The organism is Corallococcus sp. NCSPR001 (assembly GCF_017309135.1).
Lineage (GTDB): Bacteria > Myxococcota > Myxococcia > Myxococcales > Myxococcaceae > Corallococcus.
In genome coordinates, this window is record NZ_JAFIMS010000002.1 from 4498935 (window position 1) to 4516806 (window position 17872).

14 protein-coding genes are annotated in these 17872 nt (G+C 68.3%); 10 read left to right on the top strand and 4 right to left on the bottom strand.

What is annotated here, in order from left to right; genetic code table 11:
• Positions 1-26: 26 nt before the first annotated feature.
• The gene (gene menE, locus JYJ93_RS20370; protein WP_206793735.1) at positions 27-1490 is read left to right on the top strand and encodes an o-succinylbenzoate--CoA ligase; all 1464 of its coding nucleotides are present in this window, start codon (positions 27-29) and stop codon (positions 1488-1490) included.
• 105 nt (positions 1491-1595) lie between these two features.
• On the top strand, positions 1596-2921 hold the full coding sequence (locus tag JYJ93_RS20375) for a cytochrome P450 (RefSeq protein WP_206793737.1): 1326 nt from the start codon (positions 1596-1598) through the stop codon (positions 2919-2921).
• Positions 2922-2991: 70 nt separating this feature from the next.
• Here JYJ93_RS20375 and JYJ93_RS20380 read toward each other — a convergent pair whose 3' ends face one another.
• Both JYJ93_RS20380 and JYJ93_RS20385 read right to left on the bottom strand, forming a co-directional pair.
• The gene (locus JYJ93_RS20380) at positions 2992-3192 is read right to left on the bottom strand and encodes a hypothetical protein (RefSeq protein WP_120525317.1); all 201 of its coding nucleotides are present in this window, start codon (positions 3190-3192) and stop codon (positions 2992-2994) included.
• 107 nt (positions 3193-3299) lie between these two features.
• A complete protein-coding gene (locus tag JYJ93_RS20385; protein ID WP_206793739.1) occupies positions 3300-4094 on the bottom strand; it encodes a hypothetical protein in 795 nt (264 codons plus the stop codon).
• Positions 4095-4538: 444 nt separating this feature from the next.
• Here JYJ93_RS20385 and JYJ93_RS20390 point away from each other — a divergent pair, with 444 nt between their 5' ends.
• Positions 4539-6179: a bifunctional 3-(3-hydroxy-phenyl)propionate/3-hydroxycinnamic acid hydroxylase gene (locus JYJ93_RS20390; RefSeq protein ID WP_206793742.1), complete on the top strand. Its 1641-nt coding sequence runs from the start codon at positions 4539-4541 to the stop codon at positions 6177-6179.
• 8 nt (positions 6180-6187) lie between these two features.
• Here JYJ93_RS20390 and JYJ93_RS20395 read toward each other — a convergent pair whose 3' ends face one another.
• Complete coding sequence (locus JYJ93_RS20395; RefSeq protein ID WP_014397311.1) at positions 6188-6931, bottom strand: hypothetical protein; 744 nt, start codon at positions 6929-6931, stop codon at positions 6188-6190.
• 11 nt (positions 6932-6942) lie between these two features.
• Positions 6943-9090 (bottom strand): hypothetical protein, encoded by a 2148-nt coding sequence (locus JYJ93_RS20400; RefSeq protein ID WP_206793744.1) that lies wholly within the window; start codon positions 9088-9090, stop codon positions 6943-6945.
• Between the two features lie 402 nt (positions 9091-9492).
• Here JYJ93_RS20400 and JYJ93_RS20405 point away from each other — a divergent pair, with 402 nt between their 5' ends.
• The 7 genes from JYJ93_RS20405 (at position 9493) to sucD (ending at position 17858) form a co-directional block, all read left to right on the top strand.
• Positions 9493-10044, top strand: a complete 552-nt coding sequence (locus JYJ93_RS20405; RefSeq protein ID WP_206793746.1) for a HAMP domain-containing histidine kinase — start codon at positions 9493-9495, stop codon at positions 10042-10044.
• Between the two features lie 180 nt (positions 10045-10224).
• Entirely contained in the window at positions 10225-11520 is a 1296-nt protein-coding gene (gene icd / locus JYJ93_RS20410) for an NADP-dependent isocitrate dehydrogenase (protein WP_206793747.1), read from the top strand.
• 29 nt (positions 11521-11549) lie between these two features.
• The gene (gene mdh / locus JYJ93_RS20415) at positions 11550-12491 is read left to right on the top strand and encodes a malate dehydrogenase (RefSeq protein WP_206793750.1); all 942 of its coding nucleotides are present in this window, start codon (positions 11550-11552) and stop codon (positions 12489-12491) included.
• 229 nt (positions 12492-12720) lie between these two features.
• The gene (gene sdhA, locus JYJ93_RS20420; RefSeq protein ID WP_206800394.1) at positions 12721-14598 is read left to right on the top strand and encodes a succinate dehydrogenase flavoprotein subunit; all 1878 of its coding nucleotides are present in this window, start codon (positions 12721-12723) and stop codon (positions 14596-14598) included.
• A gap of 96 nt (positions 14599-14694) precedes the next feature.
• On the top strand, positions 14695-15501 hold the full coding sequence (sdhB, locus tag JYJ93_RS20425; RefSeq protein ID WP_206793752.1) for a succinate dehydrogenase iron-sulfur subunit: 807 nt from the start codon (positions 14695-14697) through the stop codon (positions 15499-15501).
• Positions 15502-15768: 267 nt separating this feature from the next.
• Entirely contained in the window at positions 15769-16929 is a 1161-nt protein-coding gene (sucC, locus tag JYJ93_RS20430; protein ID WP_206793754.1) for an ADP-forming succinate--CoA ligase subunit beta, read from the top strand.
• A 32-nt stretch (positions 16930-16961) separates the two neighbouring features.
• Positions 16962-17858, top strand: a complete 897-nt coding sequence (sucD, locus tag JYJ93_RS20435) for a succinate--CoA ligase subunit alpha (RefSeq protein WP_120525306.1) — start codon at positions 16962-16964, stop codon at positions 17856-17858.
• Positions 17859-17872 lie beyond the last annotated feature (14 nt).

Consider the following 17872-nt stretch of genomic DNA (forward strand, 5'->3'; position numbering starts at 1 on the left):
CTCCCACTCCTCGGAGGTGCGAGGCCATGATCTACGACTGCCCCATCCGCGAAGGCGCGCGGCTGCATCCCCACGCGGAGGCGCTGCGCTTCGCGGGACGGACCTGGACCTTCCGCGCGCTGGACGAAGAGGTGACGCGCTGGACGCAAGCCCTGGACGCGCGAGGAATCGGGCAGGGTGACCGCGTGGCGCTGCTGTCCACGAGCCACCCGGCGGTGACCTTCCTCTTCTGGGCACTCGGTCGTCTGGGCGCGCTCTTCGCGCCGCTCAACGCCCGGCTCACGCCCACGGAGCTGAAGCCCCTGCTGGAGGACGTCGAGCCCCGGCTCATGTTGGCACTCGGGGCCCTGCACGACCGGCTCCCGGACGCAGAGGCCTTGGAGTCCTTCCCCGACGGCGTGACAGCCGCCCCCGTGCCCGAGCGCGCCTGGGACGCGGACACGGCCCGGGTCATCCTCTTCACCAGCGGGACGACGGGAAGGCCCAAGGGCGCCGTCCTCACGGAAGGGGCCTTCCGCGCCTCATGCCGCGCCTCCGCCGCGAACCTGGGCGCGCACCCCGCGCCGCGCTGGCTGGGCACGCTGCCGCTCTTCCATGTCGGTGGCCTGGCCATGCTCACGCGCACCGCCTACGAAGGCGGCTGCCTCCTCCTGCACGAGCGCTTCGACGCGGACGCCGTCAACCGCGCCATCGACACGGAGGGCGCGTCCCACGCCAGCTTCGTCGCCACCACGCTGGAGCGGGTGCTGGACGCGCGGCAGGACCGCCGGCTGCCCGCGACGTTCCAATGCGCGCTCATCGGCGGAGGCCCCGTCCCCACGGCCCTACTCACGAGGGCACGGGCCGCGGGACTCCTGGCCCTGCAGACCTACGGCCTCACCGAGGCCTGCTCCCAGGTCACCACCGAACGCCCCGGTGAAGCCGATGGCCGCACCGCGGGTCCACCCCTGCCTGGACTGGAGGTCCGCATCGTCGGGACGGACGGTGCGCCGCTCGGTGAAGGCCAGGAAGGGGACGTGGAGGTCCGTGGCCCCACGCTCATGGCCCGCTACTGGCGTCAGCGCGAGGCCACGCGTGACGCCCTCCATGACGGCTGGCTGCGCACGCGCGACGTGGGCGTCCTGGACGCGAAGGGGCGCCTCACGCTCCTGTCGCGCCGCACGGACCTCATCGTGCGGGGAGGGGAGAACCTCTACCCGGCCGAAATCGAAGCCGTCCTCGCCAACCACCCGGCCATCCTCGAGTCCGCCGTCGTCGGCGTGCCGGACGCCCACTGGGGCGAACTCCCCGTGGCCTTCGTCGTCCTCCGCTCCGGCCACGCCCTCCCCGAAGACCTGGACGCCTGGTGCAGCCAGTCGCTCGCGCGCTTCAAGGTGCCCGCCCGATTTGTTGCACTTGAAACATTGCCCCGGAACGCCATGAGCAAGGTGGAGCGCCCCGTCCTGAGAAAACACGCCCGCTCTCATCCCCTGTATCAGCCTGGGTCCTAGCAACCCTGAATTCAGGATGGATGGGGTTCGCAGGACTCGCTGAGAAGACCTGTCAGGTTGGGTTATAATATTCCGTTGTGGGGGGATCCTGAGAGGAAGCTCACGGTGAGTACCGCAGTGGAAGCAGTGAAGGTGGAAGGGCAGTCGGAGTCGATCCACATCGATGTGCACGCCAGCAAAGCCGCTGGCGCGATGAAGTGCCCCCATCTGGGCGCCCAGTACAACCCGTTCGCGGGACCGCACGTCGAGGACCCTCATCCGTTCTACGCGGAGCTGAGGCGGGACGCGCCCGTCAGCTACAACCCCATGCTGGGGATGTGGCTGGTGAGCCGTTACGACGACATCTGCCACGTGCTCAAGGATCCCGCGCGCTACTCGTCGGCGGACCTGGGCAACATGGGCTCGGTGCTGTCCCCGGCGACGCTCGCGGTGCTCGCCGAGGGCTATCCCCTGGCGGACAGCCTGATCAACTCGGATCCGCCCGCGCACACCCGGCTGCGCAAGCTGCTGGGCCGAGGCTTCTCCGCCCAGCGCATCGCCGCGCAGGAAGCGCCCATCCGCGCCGTCTCCCAGGAGCTCATCCAGGCCTTCGCGAGCAAGGGCCACGCGGACCTGGTGACGGAGTTCGCGTACCCGCTGCCCGTGCGGGTCATCCTCGGCATGGCGGGCGTGCCCCAGGAGGACATGGCGGACATCAAGCGCTGGTGTGACGACTTCTTCCGGATGATCTTCACCCGCGTCCCCGCGGAGGAGCAGCCGCCGCTCGCCCGCAGCTGGGTCACCTTCCAGCACTACGTCGCCCGCCTCATCCGCGACCGCACGGACGAGCCCCGCGACGACCTGATCAGCTACCTGGTCACCACCGACGCGGACGGCGAAGCGCTCACGCTGCCGGAGCTGATCATCGCCATCGCCGGGAGCATGCTGGCCGCGGGCCATGAGACGACGACGGCGCTGCTCGCCCAGTGCTGGAAGCAGGCCCTGCTCCAGCCCGGCCTCTGGCAGAAGCTGCGCGAGGATCGCTCGCTGGTGCCGCACCTCATCGAGGAGACGCTGCGCTTCGACTCGGTGGCGCACGGGATGATCCGCACCACCCTGGAGGACGTGGAGCTCGCGGGCGTCGCGCTGCCCAAGGGCTCGCGGCTGCTGCTGCTCTACGCGTCCGGAAGCCGTGACGCCGCGCTGCTCGCGGACGGCGACCACTTCGACATCTCCCGGCACCACCCGACGCACCTGGGCTTCGGCCGGGGCATCCACTTCTGCATCGGAGCGCCGCTCGCGCGGCTGGAGGCGCTCATCGCCACCAACCTGCTGCTGGATCAGCTCCCGGACCTGAAGCTGGAAGAGAACGCGGGCTTCGGCCACACGCAGTCGCTGACCATCCGCACCATCCAGCACCTGCGCGTGAACTGGACGCCCACCGGGACCTGAACACCACCCGTGAGGCTCCCGCCCCGCCCGTGGTGCCCCCACGGACGGGCCGGGTGCTTCAGTCCGCGTCTCAGCACTCCGACGCGGGGTGTCCCCAGGGGTTGGTGCGCGGATACTGGCGCAGCAGCGTGCACAGGCGGTGCGCGGCGACCATCGTGGCGGACGGCCGCGGCGGCTCGGCGTGCATCGCCGTCTGGCCCAACCGGGCCGCCTGCAGTGCCAGCGCGTGCTGGACTTCGGGTGACCAACGCTTGAATTCGAGCCATTCCATGAGCCTGCTCCTCGTTGAAGGAGCGGCCATTGAACCCACTTCAAACCCGGAAATCACGACGCCCCGCGTCGGCCCGGGGCGTCAGTGACCTCCTGCTGACAGGCCACTCAGGCCTGCGAGGGGGTGGCGGGTCGGCCAATGAGCATCATCAGGCCGAAGGGGTTCCCCGGGTTGGTGAGCCGGTCGATCTCCCAGATGTAGTCGTCGCTCAGGCCCTGGGTGAGCTCGCGCATCTCCTCCACGGAGTACGTGCGCAGACAGGACACCACGCCGTCGAACGCCGCCGCGATGGGGATGAGCGGCATGAGGTAGGTGAGGGCGAGCCGGTCCATGCGCACCGGGCGGATGAACGGCGTCGTCAGCGGCACGTTGATCAGCGCCGCCGCCGTCATCGCGATGGCCGGCCCGCGCCGCTCCACCAGCTCCATGATGGCGATGCCCCGGCGCTGGGCCACGGCGTCCGCCAGCACCTTGCGCGCCATGTCCGGCGGCAGGTGGTGGAACGAATTGCACATGATGCGGAAGCCCTTGTACGTCGCGGGCACCGCCGTCGCGTCCACCGGCGTCGTCACGTAGTCGATGCGGCCGGGGTTCGCCGCCTTCGCCTTCTCGAACGCGGAGACCTCCGGGTACAGGTCCGTCAGGAGCGCCGTCGCCTGGTAGCCCTCCTGCGACTCCAGCATCTCCAGCAGCTTCGGCACCGGCCCCGCGCTGCCGGACGCCATGTCCAACAGCTGCGTCTCGCCCATCGCCGCCATCGCGCCCTTCAGCCGCTTCACGAACTCCGAATAGCGGTCATCCGACAGGCTCCACACGTACGCGAGGAAGTCCGTCACCCCCCGGCGCAGCACCTTCGGGAACCAGGGCTGATCCTCTAATTCAAAAAGTTGCAGTCTGGGCATAATCGCTGGGCGCTCCAAGGGGCTCAGGGGGAGACAACTCCCGCACTGTCCCGCAGTCCCGAGCGACGTACAAGGGCCGCCTTCCAGGGGGATTGGCACACATCCCCAGTGCAGGGAACACAAGCAAAAACCTGTGTCTCTGCCGCTGATGCGAAACTTTGAAGCCTCGCAGGAAATCACTGCCCGAAAGGCAGACAGCGGACCGCGAGTGCTGATCAGCCCTGCAAGGTTTCTGGAGGGGTGCGTTTGATTATCAGGCGGTCGGAATGACGCGGACCGGGTGTTTCTGACTCGGGGGCGGGGCAACCGGAAACGCGTAGAGATCGCGTATCTGGAGTGGGGTTGCCGGAATTTATAGGTATTATTACTTACGACCGAGGGGGGCTTCGGTCGTTCGGTCGCTCGGTTCAAAACGGATCAGCTCGCACACAACGGGAGGGAGTAATGGCTCCGGAATCTGTTGATGTGATCGTCGTCGGAAGCGGCCCGGTGGGTGCCATGGCCGCGAACCTGCTCGGCCAGTACGGCCTGCGCACCGTGGTCATTGAGAAGGAGACCACCGCGCACACGCAGTCCCGCGCCATCAACGCGGACGACGAAGCGCAGCGCATCTTCCAGGCCGCGGGGCTCACGGGCGAGCTGGGGCCGGGCTTCCACCCGTGCCTGAAGATGACCTACGTGGACGACGAGATGCGGATGCTCGCCGAGGTGGACTTCACCAAGGTGGAGCGCCCCAACGGCCACTACATCGGCGCGCTCTTCAACCAGCCCCGCCTGGAGGCCTCGCTGCACCGGGGCATGGAGCGCTTCGCGCACGTCAGCATGTGGCGCGGCCATGAAGTCGAGTCCTTCATGCAGGACGACGAAGGCGTGTCCGTGCGCGTGAAGGACAACGTCAACGGCCGCACCTTGACGGTGCGCGCGCGCTACCTGCTCGCGTGCGACGGCGCCAAGAGCGGCATCCGCCGCCGGCTGGGCCTGAAGCTGGAGGGCACCACGGCGCTGGAGCACGCGCTGGCCGTCTCCGTGGAGACGGCGTCGTCCGCTCCGGACTTCACCTACTACCCCTGCGGCCCGGAGCGCGTGGGCATCGTGACGCGCACCGCGCACGACGAGATGCGCTTCGACACGCTGGTCAAGCCGGGGCAGGACCTGGAGTACGTGAAGACGCCCGAGTACGTGCGCGGCATCATCGCGCCCTTCATCGACCCGGACACCGTGAAGGTGAAGAGCGTCAACCTCTACGCCTACCACAGCCGCATGGCGGAGAAGTGGCGCGTGGGCCGGGTGTTCCTGCTCGGAGACGCGGCGCACCTGATGCCGCCGTTCCTGGGGCAGGGCCTGTGCTCCGGCCTGCGCGACGCGGCGAACCTCACCTGGAAGCTGGCGCACGTGCTGGGCGGCGCGGCGGACGCGTCGCTGCTGGACACCTATGAGGTGGAGCGCCGGCCGCACGCCGCGGAGATGATGAAGATGTCGGACTCGCTGGGCTCGATGCTGGCGTCGGGCGGTCCGTTCGTGGCCCGCGCGCGCAACGCCTTCATCAAGCTGCTGTACCACATGCCCGTCACCGGCCCCTTCATCCGCGAGTACAAGATGAAGCCGAACCTCTTCCACGCGGAGGGTTTCCTCTTCGGCGGCAAGCGCGGCAAGTCCAAGCAGGCGGCGGAGGGCGCCTACTTCCCGCAGCCGCGCGTGGAGCACGGCGAGGAAGGGGAGCGCCCGCTGGATGACATCATCGGCCACCGCTTCGCGGTGCTGACGCGGCCGGGTGCGCCCGCGGACGTCCAGCAGGCCGCCAGGACCCTGGCGGAGGACATCGGCGGCGTGTGGCTGTCCGTGGCGCCGGCGGCGCGCTCCGGCGCGGGCCGCTCCGGCGAGGTGGTGGACCTGGAGGGCAAGCTGGGCGAGTGGTTCGCCCAGCACGGCTCGGACCTGGTCGTCCTGCGCCCGGACCGCTACGTCTACGCGGCCACGAACAGCGCGGGCGTCGCGCAGGTCCACGCCTCGCTGAAGCAGGCCATCCGCCCGCTCACCCGCTGGGGCAACCGCGGCTCCCGGCGGACGGCGCAGCTCGGGGCCTGAAGGCTTCTTCAGGCGGCGGCGGACTGGAGCAGCTGCTTCGCCTTCGCCATGCAGTCGCCGTAGAAGCGCAGGTAGATGTCCAGCGCACGGGCGCCCGTCTTCGCGATGGTCGCCGCGTGCTCGGGCTTCTGGCCCAGCAGCTTGTTGAGCATGACCTCGTTGAGCGCCGTGTGGCCCACGTCCAGCTCCACGTGCTCCTTGATGAAGGACAGCGAGTTCATCACGTCCGGGCCCAGCACGGCCTTGCACTGCTCGATGAGCCGGGGCGCGAACACCACCGACAGGTTCTCAATCTCGTACTCGATGGCGACCTGGCCGCCCGGCATGGGGCCCGCGATGGTCTCCTCGTGGATCTCCCGGTACTCCTGCATGGCCCGGGTGGGGGCCTGCGCCATCAGGGCCTCCGCGTCCAGCTTGGGAAAGCGGCGCGCGTTCCAGCTGGCCACCAGGTTCTTCGTGTCCTCCACCATCATCAGGTGGTGACCGGCCTCGTGCTTGGCGTGGGTGATGAGCTTCTCGCCCACGTCCACCATCCCCGCCTTCACGCACGCCTCACCGGCGCGGCGGATCCAACCGTCCACGGGCTCCGTCATGTACACGCCCAGGGCACACAACTGGATGAGGAAGGCCTCCAGCAGGGCGGGCTCCACGTTGGGGTCCAGCAGCGTCGTCACGTGGGGACCGGTCGCCAGCAGGTGACGGACGTCGGTGACGTGGGGGAGGTACTGCTCTTCGACGAGGGGCTTGGTCATGGGGGGAATCCTCAACGGGAGTGGGCACCACGGCGCCCGATGGTGAGTTCGCTGATGTGCTCCAGGAAGTCCGGGACGAGCTTGGCGGAGATGATCCACAGGTAGGGATCCGGCCCGTCGTGCAGGCCGCACTCCTGCACGTAGTCGCCACCCTCGTCCTCGCGCAGATAGAGGAAGGAGGGGCGGTTGCGCGCGGCGTACCAGCGGCGGGCCGCGTCCAGGAGCGCCGAGTACGCGCGCGTTCCATCCCCCAGCAGGGAGAACAAGCGCGTGTTGTCCAGCAGGCGGAAGAGGTTCGCGCCCAACTGGCCCAGCTCCACCACGGCGGCGGCGTGGGGGACGCCGTCGCGGCGGGCGACCAGGACGGTGCGCTCGCGCTCCATGCCGAAGCTCTTCCACTTCGCCGTGACGGGGCCCATGTCCAGCCGGTCGCGGGTGAGGTCCAACGACTGCACGTAGCACTCGGGGAACTGCTGCGCGATGGTCGCCGCCAGCAGGGAGAGCTCGCTCGCGGTGGCGGGGCCCACCGTGTACGGGTGCACGCGGCCGGTCAGCTCGTGGCTGAAGGCCTTCATCTTCTGGATCTTCCGCGTGAAGGCCAGGGACGAGCCGGCCTCCATCTGGCGCTGCGCGTACTTCACGTGCGCCTTGTTGATCCACGGGTTGAGGGCCTCCACGTAGGCCACCACCCAGTGGAAGTCCGGGTCGCTCTGCGGGTGCTCGAAGGTGCGCAGGTAGAGGTCGCGCATGATGGCGCCCGCCTCCTTCAACCCCTCCGGCGGCTTGCCGGGCCGCTTCGCCACCTGGTGGCCCAGCCACGCGTTGCGGTACGGCTTGGTGAAGGACAGCGTCGCTTCAATGCCGCGCTCGGACGGCCATACGGCATTGCAGAAGAGCTGCGGCACCTCCGCGGCGCGCTTCGCGAGCGACGCGAAGTTCTGCTTCAGCTCCTCGAACTCCGCCGGGGTGCTGCCACCCAGGCTGAAGAAGCCGGAGCGGTTGAACAGGTCCCACAGCTGATCCACCAGGCCCTCGCTGGTGCGCGTGGCCGGGGACAGCGTCTGGGACACGAAGCGCACCCAGCGCGCCTCGTCGGAAGAGTAGGGCAGCACGCTCAGGCCGCACAGCACGGTGCCGTCCGCGCGCAGGCTGCTGACGTAGCGGATCTCCCCGCGCACGCTGACGCGCTGTCCGTCGCCCAGCTCCAGCTCGATGAGGGGCGGCAGCAGGCCGGGGAAGAGCAGGTCCTGCGGCTGGCAGCGCATGCACAGGCCGGAGAAGGAGATGTCCAGCACCTCGCGGCGCATCAGCCCCTGCTCCCGCCAGAGCGGGTGGTGGAACCGGGCGCGCACGCCCTCGGGGGCGGGGACGCGGCGGTGCCAGCGGTGACGGATGCGGAACAGCTCTTCGGGCAGCGGGGTGAAGAGGCGGTCACCCTCGGTCCGGCCCGTCTCCACGCGCAGGCGGTACGCGGAGTTGTAGCCGATGACGTCGATGTCGTACGCCGGCTCGCCGAAGTCCGGGGTGGACTCCTCCGTGCGCCACTCGAGCTGACCGGAGGAGGCGTGGAAGCGCTCCAGCACCATGCGCACCACCCGGCCCTGGCGGCGCAGCACGCCCTTGTTCCCGGACGCGCAGATGGCGGTGAAGATGGAGCGGATCCGCTCCCCATCCGTGATGATGTCCTGCACGGGCAGCGCGGAGGCCGCCGGCACCGCCACGCCCTGGCGGAGCGCGTCCGACAGGAAGCCCAGGATCTGCCGGCCCTGCTCCAGCGTCACGCCCACCAACTGCAGGCCCACCGGCGCGTTCGGGACGTCCATGTCCGTCCGGATGAAGGCGCCATTGAGCGGACCGATCGTGGCGCCGTTGCACGCCAGGTACACCGGGAAGGTGCGCGACTCGGTCGCCTCCGCCAGCGGCTGCCGCGGGGCCACCCACACCACCGTCGGGGACAGCCGCGTCACCTCACCCAGCACCGCGTCCGGCCGGCCCACCGCGCAGGTGATGGCCGTGGGACCGCTGCCGTGCAGCGAATAGCCCGAGTCATCCAGGGCGGCTTCAGCGGGGGGAAGGGGAATCACGTTGCGCAGCGCGTCGCCACTGCCGAATTCAATCGCATGCCGGAACTTCGAGGATGCCGGGATCCCTCCATCCATCGTCAGGACTCCCCTCTTGCGGGCAGCGACACCATTGGTGGTCGGCGATGTTGCGAGCACAACACTTCCTCCCTGATTCACTGGAGACGCTGACGGCTCTGGATTCTGGGAAGACATATTGGAGATCTCGGCCGTAACAGTCAAATCGAATTTATATGCCGGGGCTGTTTTTCCGCCTTGGGCCCTGACTCACCCTGGGTCGTAGTTGACCGATGGTATACGGGTTTTCCGAGGAGCAATCCGGACCCAGCGTGCGCATCCTTATCAGCAAAGTGTCGCAGGGCTGTAACCCTCCTTCACGTGAATAAGCGGTGGCGACCCGGGGCTGACGTGCGATGGACCGTGTCAGGGGGCGCCGTTATGGTCGGTGCATCTGGGACTGGCTGGGGAAGGGAGCCGCGAATGAGCGCAGCGCTGGATGTGAAGGGATCGCCGGGGGACGCGCGAGTCTCCTTGAGTGGCCAGGGGCTCGAGTCCGTGGACCTTCCAGACGTCTTCCAGGTGGACGTGGCGGTCTGCGTGCGGGACGCGCTGGGGCTGCTGGGCGCGACGCGGCGGCTGCACGGTGTGACGGTGTCGCTGGAGCTTCCGGAGGATCCCGTGGTGGCCCGGGTCAGCCGGCGCCGCCTGGAGCAGGTGCTCCTGCTCCTCGTCGCCCACGCGGCGGACGTGGCCCCGTCCCCGGCGGCGGCCGTGCGCGTGGTGGTGGATCCGCCGGACGACTTCGGGGATACGGGCCCGCGCTTCCAGGTGGTGATGCCGGGGGTGAGCCTGTCCGAGCGGGAGACGCGCTCGGTGGCGCTGTCGCCCCTGCGCGTGGGCAGCCCCCAGCGGCGGCTCGCCCGCGCGCGGGAGCTGGTGGACGCGATGGGTGGCGAGCTGGCGGTGGAGCGGCTGGAGGAGGGGACGGCGGTGAGCGTCCTCCTGCCGGCGCCCGGGCTCGCGAGCTTCTAGTTCCGCGTCCAAATCCGGAAAAACGATCCTGCTTCCGGACCATTGGCAGCGATAAGCGCGGCACGCTCCGGGTGCGTCCAACCCAGGAGGGCGTGCGGCCAAACTCCTTGACGACCGGGGGCGGGTTCCCGACTATCCGCCGCCTCCAAACACCCCGGTCTCAATCAGGAGTTTGCGTTCATGGCGCCTCCCTCTGGCGAGAAGATCACCCTGCAGAACGGCAAGCTGACCGTTCCGAACAACCCGATCATCCCCTACATCGAGGGCGACGGCACCGGCCGCGACATCTGGAAGGCCTCGCAGGCCGTGTTCGACGCGGCGGTGGAGAAGGCCTACGGCGGCAAGAAGAAGATCTCCTGGTACGAGGTGCTGGCCGGCGAGAAGTCCTTCAAGCAGATGAACAACTGGCTGCCGGACGAGACGGTCGCCGCGTTCCGCGAGTACCTGGTGGGCATCAAGGGCCCGCTGACGACGCCGGTGGGCGGCGGCATCCGCTCCCTGAACGTGGCGCTGCGCCAGATGCTGGACCTGTACGTCTGCCTGCGCCCGGTGCGCTACTTCAAGGGCGTGCCCTCTCCGGTGAAGCAGCCGGACAAGGTGGACATGGTCATCTTCCGTGAGAACACGGAGGACATCTACGCGGGCATCGAGTTCGAGGCCGGCACCGCGCAGGCGGAGAAGTTCCTGGGCTGGCTGAAGCAGGAGTTCCCCAAGGAGGCGGGCAAGATCCGCTTCCCGGCGAACGTGGGCATCGGCATCAAGCCCGTGTCGCAGGAAGGCACGGAGCGCCTGGTGCGCGCGGCCATCCAGTACGCGGTGGACCTGAAGCGCAAGAGCGTCACCCTGGTCCACAAGGGCAACATCATGAAGTTCACCGAGGGCGCGTTCCGCAAGTGGGGCTATGACCTCGCGGCGCGCGAGTTCGGTGACAAGGTCTACACCTGGGATCAGTGGGAGGCCACCAAGGCCGCCAAGGGCGAGGACGCCGCCAACGCCGAGCAGAAGGCCGCGGTCGCCGCCGGGAAGATCATCATCAAGGACTCCATCGCGGACATCACCCTGCAGCAGGTGCTGACCCGTCCGGACGAGTTCGACGTCATCGCCACGCTCAACTTGAACGGCGACTACCTGTCGGACGCGCTCGCGGCGCAGGTGGGCGGCATCGGCATCGCGCCGGGCGGCAACATCAACTACGTCTCCGGCCACGCCGTCTTCGAGGCCACCCACGGCACCGCGCCGAAGTACGCGGACCTGGACAAGGTGAACCCGGGCTCCGTCATCCTCTCCGGTGAGATGATGCTGCGCCACCTGGGCTGGCACGAGGCCGCGGACCTGATCATCAAGGGCATGGACAAGGCCATCGCGGCGCGCACCGTGACGTACGACTTCGCGCGCCTGATGAAGCTGGAGACGAAGGAGACCGTGTCCGAGGTGAAGTGCTCGGAGTTCGGTCAGGCCATCATCAAGCACATGTAGTCCCCACCCCAAAGCAGGAGGGCGAAACCATGGCTCACAAGAAGAAGAAGATCGGCCTCATCGGCGGCGGTCAGATCGGCGGCAACCTGGCGCTGCTGGCGGTCCAGAAGAACCTGGGCGACGTGGTGCTGTACGACATCCCGGCCGCCGAGGGTCTGGTCAAGGGCAAGGCGCTGGACATCAACCAACTGTCCGCGGTGGACGGCTACGACTGCCGCGTCACCGGCTCCACGGACTGGAAGGACGTGGCGGGCTCGGACGTGATCATCATCACGGCCGGCGTGCCCCGCAAGCCCGGCATGTCCCGCGAGGACCTGCTGGAGGTCAACCTGAAGATCATGAAGGACGTGGCGGGCAACATCAAGCAGCACGCCCCGGACGCCTTCGTCATCAACGTGGCCAACCCGCTGGACGCGATGGTGTTCGCGCTCCACAAGATCGCCGGCCTGAAGGACAACATGGTCGTGGGCATGGCGGGCGTGCTGGACACCAGCCGCTTCAAGTGCTTCGTGGCCGAGGCCCTGGGCTGCTCCATCCGTGACGTGGAGGCGCTGGTGCTCGGCGGCCACGGCGACGACATGGTCCCGCTCGTGCGCCACAGCACCGTGGGCGGCGTGCCCCTGACCCAGCTCATCGCCAAGGACAAGCTGGACGCCATCATCGACCGCACCCGCAAGGGCGGCGCGGAGCTGGTGGGCCTGTACAAGACGGGCAGCGCCTACTTCGCCCCGGCGTCCTCCTCCATCGCCATGGCGGAGAGCTTCCTCTTCGACCGCAAGCGCGTGCTGCCGTCCGCCGCCCTGCTCAAGGGCCAGTACGGCATCAAGGACTTCTTCTTCGGCGTCCCCGCGCAGATCGGCGCGGGCGGCGTGGAGAAGATCATCGAGGTGGAGCTCAACGACGCGGAGAAGGCCGAGCTGAACAAGTCCTTCACCTCCGTGAAGGGCACCGTCGAGCTCGTGAAGCTGTAGTCCCCGGCACGTCGGCCGGGCCCGCCGGAAGCTTGCTGGCGGGCCCGCCTGATGCCGTGAATGATCCGGGCTTATCGCCCGGCGCACCGTCGTTGCGGCGGTATTTTTCCAAGTTAACTAGCGTGTTGGACTCGTACCTGGCACGGGTGCGGGGCAGCGTCGCGAAGCAGGACTTCAGCGGCCCCCCGTGAAGGCACCCCCCCGGCAGCCGGTGCTCAAGGAGACGATGATGGCGGCAGCAGCGCGATTCACGGTGGTGGGCGGCGGTCTGGCCGGGCTGATGACGACGATCAAGCTGGCGGAGGCGGGTCACCAGGTGGACGTGCTCTCGCTCGTCCCCGTCAAGCGTTCCCACTCCGTCTGCGCCCAGGGCGGTATCAACGGCGCGGTGAACACGAAGGGTGAGGGCGACCACCCGGACATCCACGTGAAGGACACGCTGCGCGGCGGCGACTTCCTCGCGGAGCAGGTGTCCGTGAAGGGCATGTGCTACGCGGCGCCCGGCATCATCTACCTGCTGGACCGCATGGGCGTGACGTTCAACCGCACGCCGGAGGGCCTGCTGGACTTCCGCCGCTTCGGCGGCACCCTGCACAACCGCACCGCGTTCGCGGGCGCCACCACCGGCCAGCAGCTGCTCTACGCGCTGGACGAGCAGGTCCGCCGCTACGAGGCGGAGGGCAAGGTCACCAAGTACGAGTACTGGGAGTGGCTGGGCACGGTGAAGGACGAGTCCGGCCGCTGCATCGGCAGCGTGGCCATGGACCTGCGCACCATGGAGATCCGCACCTTCCCGGCGGAGGCGGTGTGCCTGGCCACGGGCGGCCCCGGCATCGTCTTCGGGCGCTCCACCAACTCCATCATCAACACCGGCACCGCCGCGGGCCGCGCGTACATGGAAGGCGCGCTGTACGCCAACGGCGAGTTCATCCAGGTGCACCCCACCTCCATCCCGGGCGAGGACAAGCTGCGCCTGATGAGCGAGTCCGTGCGCGGCGAGGGCGGCCGCGTCTGGGTGCCCAAGAAGAAGGGTGACACGCGCAACCCCCGGGAGATCCCGGAGAGCGAGCGCTGGTACTTCCTGGAAGAGAAGTACCCCAAGTACAAGAACTTGGTGCCGCGCGACGTGGCGACCCGGGAGATCTTCATGGTCTGCCGCGACCTGGGCATGGGCCTGGGCGGGCGCGACGGCGTCTACCTGGACGTGACGCACATCCCGGCCAAGACGCTCGACGCGAAGATCAAGGGCGTGATGGAGATCTACGAGAAGTTCGTCGGAGATGATCCGCGCCACACCCCCATGGTCATCTTCCCGGGCATGCACTACTCGATGGGCGGCCTGCACGTCTCCTTCGAGGCGGACTCGCGCACCCAGACGCCGCTGGACGGCAGCCCGGTGAACCAGAGCACGCGCATCCCGGGCCTGTACGCGGCCGGCGAGGCGGACTACGCCTTCCACGGCGCGAACCGCCTGGGCGCCAACTCGCTCTTGTCCTGCATCTACTCGGGCATGATCGGCGGCCCGGCGATGGCGGCCTTCGCCAAGAACCAGACGACCAGCGCCGCGGCGATGCCGGAGAAGTACTTCGCGGACGCGAAGAAGTACTGGCAGGACCGCTTCGCCACCATCAAGGCGATGAACGGGCAGGAGAACCCGTACCAGATCGCCAAGGAGCTGGGCGAGGTGATGACGGAGAACTGCACCGTTGTCCGCTACAACGACCGCCTGAAGAAGACGGTGGAGACCATCCGCGGCCTGAAGGACCGCTGGAGCCGCGTCAACGTGCTGGACACGGGCGTGGTCGCCAACCGCGCGCTGTCCTACACCAACCAGGTGTGGAACATGCTGGAGCTGGGCGAGGTCATCGCCACCAGCGCGCTCCTGCGCGACGAGAGCCGCGGCGCCCACTACAAGCCGGACTTCTCCCTGCCGGAGCCCAAGACGAAGGATCCGCGCGAGGATCCGCAGTGGATGGACCTGTGGCGCCAGCGCCACGAGAAGTGGGCGAAGACGACCATCGCCACCTACGCCACCCAGGGCCCGCAGATCTCCTACCAGGACCTGCCCACGCCGGTGCTGGAGCCCGAACCCCGCTGGTACGCGTAAGGCGTTCGTTTGCTTTCCGGGCCCGCGCGCGCCGTCATCCAGCGCACGCGGGTTTCCGCCACCTGATTTGGCAGTGAAGGGAAGGGCATCCGCATCATGGACACCGCACAGGCCAGCGCCGTCAGCTCCAAGACCATCGCCTTCCGCATCTGGCGGCAGGATGATCCGAACAAGCCGGGCCACTTCGAAGAGTTCAAGGTCCCCTACACGAAGGGCGCCAACGTCATCTCCTGCCTGATGGAGATCCAGCGCAACCCCGTCACCGTGGAGGGCAAGAAGGTGGCCCCCGTGGTGTGGGACTCCGCGTGCCTCGAGGAGGTCTGCGGCAGCTGCGCCATGAACATCAACGGCCGGGTGCGCATGGCGTGCTCCGCCCTGGTGGACAAGCTCCAGCAGCCCATCACCCTGGAGCCGATGAAGAAGTTCCCGGTGGTGCGCGACCTCACCGTGGACCGCGACCGCATGTTCGAGTCGCTCAAGCGCGTGAAGGGCTGGGTCCCCGTCGACGGCACGTACAACCTGGGCCCCGGCCCTCGCCAGTCGCAGAAAGACCAGTCCGTGATGTACGTGCTGTCCACGTGCATCACCTGCGGCAGCTGCCTGGAGGCGTGCCCCCAGGTGACGCTGGACAACGACTTCATCGGCGCCGCCCCCATCAGCCAGGCCCGCCTGTTCAACATGCACCCCACGGGCAAGCTGAACGCGGAGGAGCGCACGCGCGCCCTCATGGGCCCCGGCGGCATCCAGGACTGCGGCAAGGCGCAGAACTGCGTGAAGGTCTGCCCGAAGGAGATCCCCCTCACGACCTCCATCGCGGTGATGAACCGCGAGGTGAGCAAGCTGATCATCAAGGACATCTTCTTCAAGGAAGAGGAGCAGAAGGCCTCCGCCGGTCCGGGGTAAGCCTCCCGGACGCCGTCCTGGCTTCCTCGCGGCCCCGTGCCTGCGCCCCCTGTCACCGGGGCGCCGGGCGGGGCCGCGGCCTTTTGGGTGAAGGCCGCCTCATTCACCCGGACACCGGGTGTTATCCCCGGAGGCGACGCCTGTGTCCCGTCGCGACGCTGGAGGCCAAACGGCCTTGCCATCCGTCGTTTTCTGCGCAATGAGGGCCCGCGTTGACGCCCCGTGTAGGGGTTGTCCTCGTCTCCCCTCGTCCCACCCGGAGATTCGATGAAGATCCACGAGTACCAGGGCAAGGAACTCTTCCGGAAGTATGGCGTGCCCACGCCGCGCGGCATCCTCGCGCTCTCTCCCGATGAGGCGGAGGCCGCGGCGAAGGAGCTCGCGACGCCCGTCGTCGTCGTGAAGTCGCAGATCCACGCGGGCGGCCGCGGCAAGGGCGGCGGCGTGAAGCTGGCCAAGAGCCCCGCGGAGGCCAAGGATCTGGCCCGGCAGATGCTGGGCATGATGCTCAAGACCATCCAGACAGGCCCGGAAGGGCAGAAGGTCCACAAGGTCTACATCGAGGAAGGCCTCGACATCGGCCAGGAGCTGTACCTGGGCGTGACGCTCGACCGCGCCACCAGCCGCATCACCTTCATGGCGTCCACCGAGGGCGGCGTGGAGATTGAAGAAGTGGCGGAGAAGCACCCGGAGAAGATCCTCCGCGCCGTCGTGGACCCCGCGATTGGCTTCGCGGACTTCCAGGGCCGCGAGCTGGCCTTCGGGCTGGGCCTGACGGGCCCCACGGTGAACAAGTTCGTCCAGTTCTGCTCCGCGCTCTACCGGATGTACGTGGAGACGGACGCGTCGCTCGTGGAGATCAACCCGCTGGTCATCCGCAAGAGCGGCGGCGTGGTCGCGCTCGACGCGAAGGTGACCTTCGACGAGAACGCGCTCTACCGGCACAAGGACCTGCTGGAGTACCGCGACCTGGCGGAGGAGGAGCCCCGCGAGACGCAGGCCAAGGAGTACGACCTGGCCTACATCGCGCTGGACGGCAACATCGGCTGCATGGTGAACGGCGCGGGTCTGGCCATGGCCACCATGGACACCATCAAGCTGGTGGGCGGCGCTCCGGCCAACTTCCTGGACGTGGGCGGCGGCGCGAGCAAGGAGAAGGTGACGGCGGCCTTCAAGCTCATCCTCGCGGATCCGCAGGTCAAGGCGGTGCTCGTCAACATCTTCGGCGGCATCATGAAGTGTGACGTCATCGCGGAAGGCATCATCGCGGCGGCGAAGGAAGTGCAGCTGAAGATCCCGCTCGTCGTGCGCCTGGAAGGCACCAACGTGGAGCAGGGCAAGGAGCTGCTCCGCAACTCGGGCCTCGCCATCACCCCCGCGGACAACCTGCGCCAGGCGGCCGAGAAGGCCGTGGCGGCCATCAAGTAGGGCCTTCGCCCCCTCTTACCTGAAAGATCGCCATGAGCATCCTCGTCAACGAGAACACGAAGGTCCTCGTCCAGGGCATCACCGGTTCGGCGGGCTCGTTCCACGCCAAGCAGATGCTGGAGTACGGGACGAAGATTGTGGGCGGTGTCACGCCTGGCAAGGGCGGCACCTCCTTCGAGGGCAAGGTCCCCGTGTTCAACACGGTGGCCGACGCGGTGAAGCAGGCGGGCGCGAACACGTCCGTCATCTTCGTGCCGCCGCCCTTCGCCGCGGACTCCATCATGGAGGCCGCGGACGCGGGCATCTCCCTCATCATCACCATCACCGAGGGCATCCCGGTCAACGACATGGTGCGCGCCAAGCGCTACCTGCAGGGCAAGCCGGGCGTGCGCCTCATCGGCCCGAACTGCCCGGGCGTCATCACCCCCGGCGCCAAGTGCAAGATCGGCATCATGCCGGGCCACATCCACAAGCCGGGCCGCATCGGCGTGGTGTCCCGCTCCGGCACGCTGACCTACGAGGCCGTGCACCAGCTGACGCAGCTGGGCCTGGGCCAGTCCACCGCGGTGGGCATCGGCGGCGACCCGGTCAACGGCACCAACTTCGTGGACGTGCTGAAGCTCTTCCAGGCCGACCCTGAGACGGACGCCGTCATCATGATCGGTGAGATCGGCGGCAGCGCGGAGGAAGAGGGCGCCGAGTACGTCAAGCGCGAGTTCACCAAGCCCATCGCCGGCTTCATCGCCGGTCAGTCCGCTCCCCCGGGCAAGCGCATGGGCCACGCGGGCGCCATCATCTCCGGCGGCAAGGGCACGGCCTCGGAGAAGATCAAGGCGATGGAGGCCGCGGGCATCCTGATGGCCGCCAGCCCCGCCGAACTGGGCACCACGCTGCAGGCGGCCGTCAAGCGCGGCCCGCCGAAGCGCTAAAGCCGAACCTTTCA